The sequence below is a fragment of the Ureibacillus sp. FSL K6-3587 genome (genome assembly GCF_038593165.1).
Taxonomy (GTDB): domain Bacteria; phylum Bacillota; class Bacilli; order Bacillales_A; family Planococcaceae; genus Ureibacillus; species Ureibacillus suwonensis.
Genome location: NZ_CP151969.1, coordinates 2,632,072 through 2,645,921, shown reverse-complemented (window position 1 = coordinate 2,645,921; position 13,850 = coordinate 2,632,072). Strand labels below are relative to the sequence as shown.

The window sequence follows — 13,850 nt, the reverse complement described above, 5'->3', positions numbered from 1 at the left end:
CTTTTATTATAGCTTACCATTTAATTGACAAAGAGGATGTATTCATTTTGGAATATTTCTTACGAATCGGCAAATTTTAATAGGATTGTCAAAAAGTTTCTTCATTGCCATGGGATTTGGGTTATAGGAGTTTTGGCTGTCCAATTGAAGTCGAAACAATCATTGGGCATAATCCTTTTTTTCTGTTCACTTGGGCTAAAATTCTGAAACATTTCCTTTTTATATTTCGTATAATAATTGCAAATTCTTATTTTATAACAAAGTTGGGAAATTTTTATAGTTTACATCATTTTTTAAAGACTGGTGGAAAAGGAAGTGGTCTGATGTTTTTTGATTCGGTGCAATTTGATTCGATGTTTTATAATTTGATGTTTTCCCTTTTTCCTTTCATCTTTTTAGTTGTTTTTGCCATTATCATTTTCAGCATATTCTCAAATATTAAACAGGGCATAAAAAATAATCAATCTCCCCTGTTGACTGTCCCGGCAAAAGTGATTACAAAAAGAATCCAGGTACGGGGTGACCATTCCCATACCACCTATTACGTCACCTTCGAAGTGCAAAGCGGAGACCGGATGGAATTAAAAGTGAATGGCCAAGAGTATGGAATGCTGGTGGAAAATGATGTGGGGTTACTATCATTTCAAGGAACGCGATATGTTTCTTTCGAACGGCAAAAATCATAAAAGATTTCTACATATTAAGAACACCTCAATGCAATCAAGCCAAGAGGTGTTTTTTAATGGCGAACAGGGAATGGAAAAATATAAGCGGCAACTATGGCGGAAAACGAGAGGGCAGAAAAAATGGCCAAGGGAGTTTGACCAAGGTCTGGCAAACGAACCTTTGACGCCGGAAGAAAAATATAATAATGAAAGGTGGCAGTGGGCTCGGCAAAAAGCCTATTTAACTTTCAATCGCTTTTTGAATATGTTTAAGCAGTCTTTTTGACTTTACTAATTGGTAAGCCCACTCTATATCTATGGATAAGTTTCGGTCTTTGTCCAAAAATGGAATTTGCTCACGAATCATTTCATATACCGCACCCGTTCCGACACCCAATTTTGCACCTTTCCTTAAATCAACGGCTTGAGCAGCATGAATCGCCTCAATCCCAACGATGTAATAAAGGTTGTCGAGCATTTTTCTTAACTTTTGAATGACTAAAGCCGAATTTGTGGCGTGATCTTCAATGTCGCCTGCCAATGGGAAATAATCCGAAACAACCGGATTTGATAAATGCCGGATTTCCGCATCCAACGCTGAAAAGGTTTTCTGAATCGTACTGAAAGCAATCACCTGCTCTTCATCTGGTGATAAAAATCTTGTTAAATTTGTAAACGCAGGGTTTGCCAACTTAATGGTTCTAAAACAGCTGTTTCTTGATACATGGGTTAATGCGAGTCCAACCATTTCCAAAGCGAATACAAGTGTGATGACCTCAAAATTTGCAGTATGTACAATACGTTCTTCTTCCACTATTAAACAAGGATTATCATCCGATGAATTTAACTGAATGGTCAATAATCCTTTCACATATTCCAAACTGTCCAATGCAGCACCATGCACGGTAAATCCGCCACGAAAACTGAGTGGATCTTGAATGGAAGTTTTTTCTTTCCGATTCCATAAATAACTGTTCCGCAAAAACTTTCGGACCCGATCGGCACTTTTCATTTGACCATTAAAAGGACGGAATTTTAATACGGATTCATCAAGGGGATCCAAATTTCCATCTAATCCTTCCAACGATAAACTATAAATGGCGTCTGCCATTTCAATGAAATCATCTAAATCTTGCAAAAGAATCGCTGCCATCCCGGCCGAATATGCATTGGAGCTGACAATGGCCAAGCCATCTTTGGGTCCGAGAATCATTGGAGACAGTTTCTCTTCCTTAAACGCCTCCATCACAGGGACCCGATTCCCTTTATAATATACTTCACCTTCCCCAATCATTGCCAAGCCGATATGGGATAGGATTCCGATATCCGCTGCCCCAACGGTTCCACGGCTGGGAATGACCGGGGTGATTCCGCAATTCAGAAAGGTTTCATACATTTGCGCTATTTCCGGCTGTATGCCCGTACAGCCAACAAGTAATGTATTTAATCGGGCAAGCATGGCTGCCCGTACATCTTCAATGGTTGTTTCCGGTCCAACTCCGATCGAATGGGACAACAATAAATTCCGGTTATATTGGGAAAATCTTTCTTTTTCCACCAATCGGTCTTTATTCAAACCGACCCCACGGTTCAATCCATAAACCGGCGCATCATTATCGATCCATTGTTGAACCATTTTCCTGCCCTTTTTTAATTTTTCCAACGCTTCATCGCTGATGGCCACTTTCCTTTCATTCCGGGCAACTTGGACAATCTCTTCAATTGTCAATGATTTTCCATCCAGCACTAATGTTTTGTACATCTTGTCAATCTCCTATCAATGCCAAGGTTATGATTCCCCACGCGCTTTTAAAGCCGCTTTATTTTCAATTTTCAATAACAAATAGTTCATTGCTAATGCAAGTGCAGCCACTAAGACGGTCCCTATAATAATTTTATGTGATGCATTTTGGTAAAGCCCTTCAAACAACAGTACACCTAAACCGCCAGCATTGATCCAGGCAGCGATTGTCGCAATCGCAATAGTGGAAATTGTGGCAATTCGGATTCCAGCGATAATCACCGGGAGGGCTAACGGAAGCTGGATTTTCCAAAAAAGTTGCATCGAATTAAGCCCCATTCCTTTACCTGCTTCAACAATCGATGGATTGATGGACTGAAACCCGACCATCACATTTCGTACCAAAATGATTTGGTTATATGCGACCAAGGCGATGATGGCCGGCTTCATTCCAAGCCCTGCAATTGGAATTAACAAGGCAAACAGTGCCATGCTCGGTATTGCATAAATTATTCCTAAAACAGATAAAATCGGTACGGATAGCCATTTGAATTTTGTTAGAAAAAATCCGACCGGCAAAGCGATGGCTAAAGCGATGCCTAACGAAATGACCATGATTGTCAAATGATCTAAAAATAGTGAAAAAATATGATCGTAATATTTAGTAATATACTCTATTATCATGACGGAACCACCACTTGCTTTATAGATTTATTTAACTTTAATTGTTCAAAAGTAATCGCACCAACCGGCTGATGATTTTCATTCTCCACAATGATACCGTCAATATCGGAATTTAAAAATAACGTCAAGATTCCCTTCAAATCATCATGGCGCTTAACAACTTTGGGATTATTTAATTTCACTTTGTCCAGTGGAACCATGACATTTTCCGCTTGAAGCATGCTGAATAATTGAATAATATCTTCCGACTGAACCAAACGGCTGACAAATTCATTTGCAGGATTCAATAAAATATTTAAAGGTGTATCATACTGTTGAACACGCCCTTGATCCATTACAATGATTTTATCTCCAAGCTTTAAGGCTTCATTAATATCATGGGTAACGAAAAGAACGGTTTTCTTTAATTTTTTTTGGATTGAAATTAATTCATCTTGAAGCTTTGAACGAGTAATGGCATCAATGGCGCCGAACGGTTCATCCATTAATAAGATTTCCGGGTCACTAGCCATTGCCCGTGCGATTCCCACCCGTTGTTGCTGGCCACCTGATAATTGCCGGGGATATCTTTTTCGGTACTCATTTGGCGGCAAGTGAACCAGTTCAAGAAGAAAATCAATCCGCTCACTGATTTTCTTAGGGTCCCATTTTAAAATTTTTGGTACCGTCGCAATATTTTCTTCAATGGTCATATGCGGAAACAATCCGATCTGTTGAATGACATAACCGATTTTTCTTCTTAATTCTGTAACTGACACTTTTGAGGTGTTTTCGCCTTGCACAAAAATATTCCCCGTTGAAGGTTCATGAATTCGATTTACCATTTTCAAAAGTGTTGTTTTCCCGGATCCGGAAGTTCCTAAAATCGTTACAAAAGTTCCTTCTTCTATCTTTAGATCTGTTTCATAAACAGCAGGTCTTTTTGCATTTGGAAAGGTTTTGCTGACTTGTTGAAATTCGATAATTGAACCAGACATATACGGAACAACTCCTTTAATAAAAAATAGGCTGTGTTTATCAAATAGCTGTCGGTGTATATTCACTCTATGTATTTTCCTGCTAGGACCAGACACTTTGTATGAACACAGCCCAAATGATATTTTTTGAGGGGCGATTTACGATATTTCCTTACTTTTTAATGATTCCTTGTTCAACCAGAAAATCTTTGGCCACTTCAGCGTATTCCCGTTTGTCGATATCAACCTCTGCATTTAATTTTTGAACAACTTCATCATTTAAAAGTTTGGATACTTCATTTAATACATCAGCAACTTTCGAATCTTTTTCCAAGATTTCATTGCGAATGACTGGTGCAACATAATATGGAGGCCAGAAGCTTTTGTCATCTTCGAGCAGAACCAAATCCGGATTCGTTAAATCTCCATCTGTTGTGAAACCAACTGTTACATCCGCTTCATCATTCAAAATCACACGATATTTAATACCGTAATCATATAGTTCAAGGGATTTAAATTCCATGCCGCCATAATGTTTCTGTAAACCGATGAGCCCGTCTTCCCTTTCAGTAAACTCCGGAACAGCCGCCATTCTTAATTTAGGTGCCAATTCCGCAAGTTTGGAGATTGTATAAAGATCATATTTTTCTGCAACTTTCTTTGTTGTCACTAATCCTTGGGAGTCATTTGCATCTGTTGGTTCAAGCCATACCAAATTAAATTTATCTTTATATTCTTTGGAAACAATATCATATACTTCCTGCGGGTCTGATTTTGGTTCCTGTTCCAAAATGTTGATTAAACCCGTTCCTGTGTACTCAGGATACATATCGATATCTCCGTTTTTTAAACTTTCGTGGGCAACCATTGTTCCGCCGAGATTTAATTTTCTTTCCACTTTATATCCGGCATTTTCCAGAGCAAGTGAGTACATTTCACCTAAAATCAGCGATTCCGTAAAGTTTTTCGAGCCGACTTTGATCAAAGGTTTTTCCTCATCTGTCGAAGCATTTGAACCATCTGAAGATTCATCACCGCAAGCTGCCAACATCGCTATTACCAACACTAATAAGCCCAATAATTTTAAATATTTTTTCATTTTTTAACATCCCTTCATTTAATCTCTTAAATAACGTGTAAAGAATTTTTCTGTGGTTGCAAAGGATACTTCGGAAAGAATCGCCAATAATGCAACCGGAATAGCACCTACTAACAGTAATGGGATATTATACATTCCAAGTCCATTGATGATAAATGTACCTAAACCACCTCCTCCAATAAAGGCTGCAAGGGTTGCACTTGCTACTACTTCGACAGCGGCTGTTCTGCAACCGGCTATGATGATCGGCAATGCCAGAGGAAATTCAATTTTCCTTAAAATTTGCTTTTCATTCATCCCCATTCCAGATGCCGCTTCAATAACCGAACGATCAATCTCCCGAAATCCGGTAAAAGTATTGATGATGATCGGTGGACAAGCCAAAACGGTTAAAGCTACCAGCGCCGGATAAAAACCAATGTCAGAAACTTATACAACCAATAATTTACAGTTAGTAGGCAACCATCTGGTTGTCTACTTTTAAAAATACTATTCAACCTACAAAGTGTTGATAATTTTCTAAAATCGGCTAAAAAAGGCAATAGGATGCCCGGGGCTTAAATTTTTATTTTTTTAAGCCCCTAATTTATTTACATTTAATAAACAAATAGGTTATATTTATCCTACGTATTGTTTATAGACACCTTTTTTGGTTTAGGGGATACTTTGTTGAGGACAGACCATTCCTTCGTGGGTAACTTCTCCCAAACCGAATAGGTGTCTTATTTCTTATAATCACTTTCATGATTTTTGTAAACATTCTCTCTCTTTTGATTGGACAATCTTCTAATAATAAGTGAACCATCCTATCTTTTAATTTTCCTATTAAGATATTTGTGTTTACTTGATAATCATGTTTTCGTCTTTTTTTCTTACTCTCCTCATTAATTGTTTCATTGGCATCATTTCTCAATAAACTGACCATATTCGATAAATATATTGATGCATAGAAATCTTGTTCAATTGCGATTTTCGAACTACCCGTGAAATTTTCTATTTCGATTTTATTTTTCACATCATTATATTCTGTTTCAATTCCCCAGCGTTTAAAATAAAGAGATTTAAACTCAGAGATATCAAACTCTTCCTCGGTTAAATTTGTGACAAGTATTTCTTCCGTGCCAGAATCCAGTGGGAATCTAACTACACGAGCAGTAATCACTTGTTTCCTATGTATTATATGAATGTTTTGATCAGCATCTTTCGCTTCGACAATTTCCTTTATCGTATTTTTTTGACATCGCATCACATATTTGATACCAAGGGCATCTAAATAGGCAATAAAATCTCTCGATGGATACCCTCGATCAAATAAAAAAAGATCATTTTTTAATCCAATTTGTACGAGTTCTTCAATCATATCCTTTGCACTATCTCGCTCAGCTACCTTATATGGATTGATTCTAGAAGTAATAATGATTCCATTCTCAAGATCGTAAATACAAGAGGCACTAGCTCTTGCATAACTTGTCTTATGATTTTTTCCATACCCAAAATAATTTCGAAGCTCCTCAGTATCAGGAATTTGGAGCACACTTCCATCGATTGCGCAAAGTCTAAATCCACGATAAGTTTTAAAGGAATTTTCTTCATAATACCAATTCACAATCGCTTTTGTAAGTTTTACAAAAGCGAGAGGAGAAATCTTTTTTCGTGCGGCTGAATAGCCTTGTTTGGAAATACTAATTTCTGATAAATTAAATTTGTCGAAAAAGTCGTCAAGTTCAATTTGGAGGCTCTTTTTAACAAAGTTTAAGCTAAATAGAATAGTATTTTTAAAATTTAACTTCTTTTCTTTTCGTGTAAAATACGTTTCTTTTGTCCGAGATTCAAGCATAAACATCACATCATTCAGCAACTTTCGAGTAATCTCAATTGCCCCTAAAAAAGTACTTTTTGTTTTCAAAAAAACCACCATCCTCGTTTTATTAACCAAAAATTGGATTCTAAAACGATTTTGGTGGACTTTTTAAAATTACAAGAGGCTTATTACCTAATTTTATAAAAGTTAAATTAAATATTATTTTCCATTAAATGTAACGTTAAGTTGATGACATTGGGATAAAAACCGGTTCCCATGATCGGTAATACAATAATTAAGATGGCCAGACTTGGAATCACCCGCAATGAGTTAAAAATCCCCATGATGATACTTGAGATTTTTTCATTTTTTGCACAGATGATGCCGATTGTAATACCGATAATCATGGCAATCAACAATGCAATGATGCTTAAAATTAAATGCTCTTGAAAAGCTTCCATAAATTTTTCCGGATTTTGTTGAATGTAGTTCCATGCTTTTTGGACTGTTTCCATAAACTGTCACTCATTTCTTAAACTCAAATTAATTAATTTTTCTAATTGGATTACTTATATTTAACATTAAAAAACATTCGCCATGACAAACCCATTATTCCTTTAGATACTCGTCCGTATGGTTCCAGAGAATCACGATAATTCCAAATCAAGAAGCATTTCAATCGTGGTTATAGTGATAAATCGAACTCAATCACTGATCGCAACAGCGCTTGTACGCCTAAAGCGATATCCTGAAAATCGGTCCATTCCTCCGGACAATGGCTTCTGCCATCACGGCTCGGAACAAAAATCATTCCAATGGGCGCAATTGTCGCCAACTGATTAGCATCATGTCCTGCACCACTCGGCAATTTTATTGATGGACCCACCTCTTGGCACGACTCTTCAATGACTTTTTGGATAAAAGGTTCCACTCTTATCGGTTCTGATTTCGATAAACAATCAAATGCAATGTTTACATTTCTTTCATTGGAAACAATATTGGAAAAACTAATTAATTCTGAGATTATTTGTTCTATTAATAGGGTTTCAATGGACCTTACTTCGAATTCAAAAATCACTTTTCCAGGAATCACGTTTGCCGCATTAGGTAGAACGAATAACTTCCCAACTGTGCCTACTACCGCTTCATCGTATGGTTTCTTGCAAAGCTCTTCCAATTTCAATATCAATTCGGAAGAACTTGTGAGAGCATCTTGCCGCATATTCATAGGGGTAGTCCCCGCGTGATTCGGTTTTCCCTCCACCGTTATCCGATAACGATGAATGCCCACAATTCCTGTGACAATCCCGAGCTTATGATCCGTTTCTTCGAGAACGGGTCCCTGTTCAATATGCATTTCCAAATACAGGGCGACCTCACCCTTTTTTCTTGCTTTTTTATCGATTTCTTCTGGATTTCCACCCGCTTTTTCGATGGCTTCCGCTAAAGTACATCCATTTGGATCACGTCTTGCCAGCATTTCCTTTGTGAGATTGCCAACCATTCCCCGGCTTCCGATTGTTGAAATTCCAAATTCACTAGGTTCTTCCGCTGTAAAATCAACAATCTCCAAAGTATGTTGGAGTTCTATCCCCTGTTCTTTCAACAGGCGAACAACTTCCAATCCTCCCAAGACGCCAATGATTCCATCAAATCGTCCGCCTCCAGATACAGTATCCAAATGGGATCCGATCATAATGGGTGGCAAGGATGGATTTTTTCCCTTTAACACTCCAATGACATTGGAAGCTGAGTCAATGGAAACTTCCATGTTTAAGGAACGCATTTGTTCCATCAGCCATTCTCTTGCCTCAAAATACCAAGTCGTGAAAGGTCTTCTTGTCCAACCTGGTTGGGTTTTATCCACAAAAGTAGCGACTGTCAGAATGTCTTGTTCAATTCTTTGTATGCTTTGTTGCAAATCTGAATCTATCAAATTCTCACCCCTTCAGTTCAAAAAAATAGATTAATGTTTTGCAAATATAAATTGCCCATCACCAGGTTTTCCAACTACATCCTCATCGTCATAGACCAAGTTTCCTCTGACAAACGTATGGGTAATTTTTCCTTGCATCCGTTTATGATGATATGGGCTCCATCCTGCACTTGAATGCTGTTTTGTCTCATCCAATATCCAAGATTGATTCGGGTCAAGAACGACAATATCTGCATCCATTCCTTTTTCAAGTTTGCCTTTTTGTGAAGATAAACCAAAAATCTCGGCAGGTTTTTTGCTTAAAAGATTCACCAAATCGATGATTGAAATTTTGCCTTTGGCTACCCCTTCCCCATATAAAATGGGCAATAACACTTCCACTCCTGGAGCACCTGATGCATTTTCAAAAATATTCGAACGATTCTTTTTATCAATTGTCCATGGAGCATGATCGGACGTGACAATGTCAATCATTCCGTTTTTAAGCTGTTTCCAGAGACCGTCTGCATCCTCTTTTGAACGGAGGGGCGGATTGATTTTCGCTTTTGCCTTTAAAGTAAGCATATCCTCTTCCGTTAAAGTCAAATAATGGGTGCAAGTTTCCGCCGTTATATTCGTTCCCATACCCTTGAAGTATTCAACCAGTTCAAAAATGCGAGGAAATGTGCAGTGATAAATGTGCAAATGAACACCTGTCCAATACGCCAGTTCCATCGCTGTCAGTACGGCAATCGATTCCGCAAATTTTGGACGGCTCCAAGCATGGGATCGCGGATCTTTCTCTCCCAAAATTTCATATTTTTTTATAAAACCGCGAACAATTTCATCATTTTCCGCATGGACCCCCACCGGTAATCCGGTTTTCGCAACTTCCGAAAATACATCATATAACAATGCATCATTGATTCTTGGAAATCTATTGGGGTCGGTATTGAACATAGACAATTTAAACCCGCAAGCGCCTTGTTTTGCCAAAAGCGGTATTTGATCCAACCCATTTTCAGGTTTTATGGTAGCCAAAAGTGCCATGTCCACAATGGATTGGGATTCGAGTTGTTCCTTTTTCTTTACGAAAAGTTCTTCTGTCCCAATTAAACCCGGTGCATCATAGGGCATTTCAATGATGGTTGTAACCCCTCCTGCCGCCGCAGACTCACTCGCCGTCGTAAAACCTTCGTCAACTGAACTATAACAATGGACATGGGCATCTATTGCACCAGGTAAAACATAACAGTCATTTGCTTGAATCACTTCTTTTGCATTTAAATTCCCGATGCGGTCAAATATATCCACAATTTTTCCATCCCGGATTGCTACAACACCGTTATGGACAACCGTGTCTTCCTGAACGATATTCCCTTGTATAATAAGATCAAAATATTCACTCATATTTATCAACCTACTGACTTTATTAATTTTTAAATCAAATCGATTAACAACTTTGTAATTTCATCTGCACTGTCTACAACCGCTTTAATCACACCGGTCTTTGAATGTTCTTCCCAACGGTCGATCGGTCCGGCAACGGTTAAACTGGCAATCACTTTTCCATTGTTATCGAAGATTGGTGCCCCAACGCCGAATATATCTTTATCTACCTCACTAAAAGTTGTACAATATCCATCCATTCGGATCTTATTTAATTCCTCAAGCAGCGTTATCCTATGATTTTCATCTTCTATGTTCTTCATGACTTCATTTATAATTTGTTCGCTTTCAAAAGCGAGGATGGCTTTGCCTGAGGCTCCTTGGTGGAGTGGCAATAATTTGCCATTCTCCACTACAAAACGAATCAACCGGGTACTTGAGCAACTCTCTATGCATATCACTTCGAATCCGGAACGAATCGTTAATACCGTTGTTTCATTTGTCTCTTCCGTCAATTTTTTCATAATCGGTTTAGCGATTTCGTTTAAACGAAGATCAATTTGCTTCGCTAAACTATTCGCCAAGTAAAGGATTTTCATTCCCAAACCGATCCGTCCTTTTTCTCTTCTTTCAACAACCCCAAGTTTTTCCAATGTTTGTAATAGCCGATATGCTGTACTTTCCGGAATGTTCACTTTTTCAGCAATTTCACTGACAGATAATGTTGTCCCCGCCTCTGCGAGTACAAATAAAATATCTAGTCCGCGTTTTAATGTTTGTGTACTATTACTCATTTTCATCCCCTGTTGCCCATTTTTATTTGACTTTATCAAAAACATAATCTACTAAATTAATTCCCAGCGCCTCTTCAACTTCAGGATATACGGTCGGATCTTTCACACTTGCACTTAGCGGGATAAATTGTTTATTGATGCTGAATACAGCTATTTCCATTCCTTCGACTACATTTCCTACACTGATAGGCGCGCCGGTTTCTACAGATAAAGTGGTAATTACATCCGGGAATGTCGCTAAACGTTGACCTGATTTTGTATCCACAGCCATATACTCATTCATTACATGAAGAATCAGTTCCCCATGTTCCTCGGATTCAACGGTGATTGTCCCTATATCAAATGCTCCCGAATATTGAACCGTCTTCTTCAATACTTTTCCACTTCCTAAAATTGTGCCATTTGTTTTATTGCAAATCGCTTCAATGACCGCACCAGCGCCATTTGGTTCGGCTTCCATTATTGCATAGCCCAATTCCAACGCTTTGCTGATACCGCCAATTGCTGCATTCTCCTTAATATACTTGGCTGGTAATGGATGTCTTGCAGCCGCAATAAATCCTCCCGACATATCTGAAGCAGTTCTCAATATTTTGGAAGTCTTTGCAGGAGTGCCTTTCACAACGAGCTCAATATATGAACCAGTTTCCGCTTTGCCTCCAACCACCACTTGAATCGTTTCATAATCTGTTGAATTTCCCAATCCTAATGATCCCATTTTCCCTGTTGGATGTGCACGAATATCGCCCGTTGCATCCACCACCACCATGTCTAATGCAGCAGCAGGCAGCCAACCATTGATGCTGCTTGACATCCCGTTTTGCGGTGTCATTAATCCATAGATTTTTTTCCCGAGTGTTTCTTGAAGAAGTTGGACAGCTTTAATGTAATCTTTTCCAAGCATTTGCCAATCCGTCGTCCCTGCCGGAGCGCCAATTGCTGTCGCCGTAACAATGATTGCGTCATCGGGAATTTCATCTACAGAGACTAATTTCGGTTTTCCAATGGTGATTGCAGCCCTTCCGATTTCTAATCCATGGTCCACCCAGCCCCCACCGCCGGAAGCATAGACCGAACCTCCTTTTACCGCTGCGATTACATCATCATAAGTTAATTCTCTCACAGTATCCACTTCCTTTATTTTTTGTAATGTTCCAGATTAATTCTTCTAATATTCTTTTTCTCCACTTCTTCCAACGCTTCCTCATAACCTGCATCCGCGTAGCGAAGCACTCCCAATCCTGTATCGTTATCCAATGTATATTTCAATCTCATATCCGCCGCTTCCGTTCCATCGGCAACCAGTGTCACTCCGGCACTTGTCATATAGCCGGCATACCCTCCACCGCCGGAATGAATAACGACTAAATCCGCCATAGATGAACAATTCAGCATTGCATTGATTAGGGGCCAATCTGAAATTGCGTCACTGCCGTCTTTCATCCGTTCCGTCATAATGTTCGGATGGGCCATTGCACCTGCATCCAGATGGTCTCTTGAAAATGCGATTGGTCCAGAAAGTTTTCCTTCTCTCACCATCTTATTTACTGCCAATGCAAGTTCTGTGCGTTCACCATGGCCAAACCAACCGATTCTGGCGGGGAGCCCTTCAAATGGAACATATTGATTGGCCAGTTTAATCCAGTTTGAAGCGATCTGATTATCTGCAAAATTCTCCAATATGTATTGATCGATTGTTCGAATATCTTCCGGATTTCCCGATAATGCAATCCAACGGAAAGGACCGATGGCTTTCGCGAATAATGGCCGCAAAAACGCTTCTGTGAAAATATCAATCTCAAATGCTTCCTCCACTCCCGCTTTAAAAGCTTGTGAGCGAATGTTATTCCCATTATCAAATACAATAGAACCGCGGTTTTTGAATTCCAGCATCGCGCGAACTTCCGTTGCAATGGATGCCAACGAATCTTCCGCCAATTGTTCAGGATTTGTTTTTCTTAACTGTTTAACTTCTTCAACTGTATATCCTTGTGGAATATATCCATAGACGAGGTCATGGGCGGCTGTTTGATCTGAAACAATATCCGGTACAATGCCACGGCTCAAAATTTCAGGATAAATATCCGCTGCATTTCCAAGCAATCCCACGGATATGCTTTCTCCTGATGATTTCGCTTCGTCAATCCACTGTAATGCTTGATCCAAATTATCCGTTTTCTTTTGAAGGTATCCGTGTTCGATTCGTTTATTGATCCGTTCTTCATCCACTTCGACAACTAATATCGCCGCATCAGCCATTACTCCCGCCAGAGGTTGGGCACCTCCCATTCCCCCCAGACCGGCTGTTAAGATGAAACGGCCTTTCAAACTGCCATCAAAGTGTTTTCTGGCAATGGTTTGGAATATTTCGTATGTACCTTGAATCACACCCTGGGAACCGATATATTGCCAAGCCCCTGCCGTTAAACCTCCCCAGCAGATTAACCCTTTGTCTTGCAAATCATAAAAATTCTCACTCGTTGCCCATTTGCCGACTATGTTGCAGTTGGCCATCACAACAATCGGGGCGTATGGATGAGTTTTAAATACACCAATCGGTTTACCGGATTGGATGACTAATGTCTCATCTTCCTCAAGATTTTGTAAGGTATCCACAATGGCATGATAAGATGGCCAATTTCTTGCTGCTTTTCCCAATGAAGCATATACGATCAATTCGTCTTGATTTTCACCATTTTCTAGAACATTTTCCAATAACCGCAGCAGAGCTTCCTGTCTCCAACTTTTACAGCGCAGCTCACTGCCCCGTTTTGCAACTATTTTCCCCAATACATACACCTCCATT

14 protein-coding genes are annotated in these 13,850 nt (G+C 39.2%); 2 read left to right on the top strand and 12 right to left on the bottom strand.

Going from position 1 to position 13,850, the window contains the following annotated elements:
• The first annotated feature begins 323 nt into the window (after positions 1-323).
• Together NSS77_RS13115 and NSS77_RS13110 are read left to right on the top strand one after the other, a co-directional pair.
• Positions 324-686: a DUF2500 domain-containing protein gene (locus NSS77_RS13115; protein WP_342469143.1), complete on the top strand. Its 363-nt coding sequence runs from the start codon at positions 324-326 to the stop codon at positions 684-686.
• Positions 625-951, top strand: a complete 327-nt coding sequence (locus NSS77_RS13110; RefSeq protein ID WP_342471325.1) for a hypothetical protein — start codon at positions 625-627, stop codon at positions 949-951. The genes NSS77_RS13115 and NSS77_RS13110 overlap by 62 nt, the downstream gene beginning before the upstream one ends.
• Here NSS77_RS13110 and NSS77_RS13105 read toward each other — a convergent pair.
• The 12 genes from NSS77_RS13105 to NSS77_RS13050 form a co-directional block, all read right to left on the bottom strand.
• Positions 907-2,427 (bottom strand): aromatic amino acid ammonia-lyase, encoded by a 1,521-nt coding sequence (locus tag NSS77_RS13105; protein ID WP_342469142.1) that lies wholly within the window; start codon positions 2,425-2,427, stop codon positions 907-909. The genes NSS77_RS13110 and NSS77_RS13105 overlap by 45 nt on opposite strands.
• Positions 2,428-2,454: 27 nt before the next feature.
• Complete coding sequence (locus tag NSS77_RS13100) at positions 2,455-3,090, bottom strand: ABC transporter permease (protein ID WP_342469141.1); 636 nt, start codon at positions 3,088-3,090, stop codon at positions 2,455-2,457.
• Positions 3,087-4,067 (bottom strand): ABC transporter ATP-binding protein, encoded by a 981-nt coding sequence (locus NSS77_RS13095; RefSeq protein WP_342469140.1) that lies wholly within the window; start codon positions 4,065-4,067, stop codon positions 3,087-3,089. The genes NSS77_RS13100 and NSS77_RS13095 overlap by 4 nt, the downstream gene beginning before the upstream one ends.
• A 151-nt stretch (positions 4,068-4,218) precedes the next feature.
• Positions 4,219-5,145, bottom strand: coding sequence for a glycine betaine ABC transporter substrate-binding protein (locus NSS77_RS13090; RefSeq protein WP_342469139.1), 927 nt, complete (start codon positions 5,143-5,145; stop codon positions 4,219-4,221).
• An 18-nt stretch (positions 5,146-5,163) separates the two neighbouring features.
• Positions 5,164-5,547: an ABC transporter permease gene (locus NSS77_RS13085; protein WP_342471281.1), complete on the bottom strand. Its 384-nt coding sequence runs from the start codon at positions 5,545-5,547 to the stop codon at positions 5,164-5,166.
• A gap of 232 nt (positions 5,548-5,779) precedes the next feature.
• The gene (locus NSS77_RS13080; protein WP_340715701.1) at positions 5,780-7,060 is read right to left on the bottom strand and encodes an IS4 family transposase; all 1,281 of its coding nucleotides are present in this window, start codon (positions 7,058-7,060) and stop codon (positions 5,780-5,782) included.
• A 98-nt stretch (positions 7,061-7,158) separates the two neighbouring features.
• Positions 7,159-7,461 (bottom strand): hypothetical protein, encoded by a 303-nt coding sequence (locus NSS77_RS13075; protein WP_342469138.1) that lies wholly within the window; start codon positions 7,459-7,461, stop codon positions 7,159-7,161.
• Between the two features lie 170 nt (positions 7,462-7,631).
• The gene (locus tag NSS77_RS13070) at positions 7,632-8,882 is read right to left on the bottom strand and encodes a Zn-dependent hydrolase (RefSeq protein ID WP_342469137.1); all 1,251 of its coding nucleotides are present in this window, start codon (positions 8,880-8,882) and stop codon (positions 7,632-7,634) included.
• Between the two features lie 30 nt (positions 8,883-8,912).
• Complete coding sequence (locus NSS77_RS13065) at positions 8,913-10,271, bottom strand: dihydroorotase family protein (protein ID WP_342469136.1); 1,359 nt, start codon at positions 10,269-10,271, stop codon at positions 8,913-8,915.
• 29 nt (positions 10,272-10,300) lie between these two features.
• A complete protein-coding gene (locus NSS77_RS13060; protein WP_342469135.1) occupies positions 10,301-11,044 on the bottom strand; it encodes an IclR family transcriptional regulator in 744 nt (247 codons plus the stop codon).
• 22 nt (positions 11,045-11,066) lie between these two features.
• Positions 11,067-12,167, bottom strand: coding sequence for a DUF917 domain-containing protein (locus tag NSS77_RS13055; RefSeq protein WP_342469134.1), 1,101 nt, complete (start codon positions 12,165-12,167; stop codon positions 11,067-11,069).
• A 14-nt stretch (positions 12,168-12,181) separates the two neighbouring features.
• On the bottom strand, positions 12,182-13,849 hold the full coding sequence (locus tag NSS77_RS13050; RefSeq protein WP_342469133.1) for a urocanate hydratase: 1,668 nt from the start codon (positions 13,847-13,849) through the stop codon (positions 12,182-12,184).
• Position 13,850 lies beyond the last annotated feature (1 nt).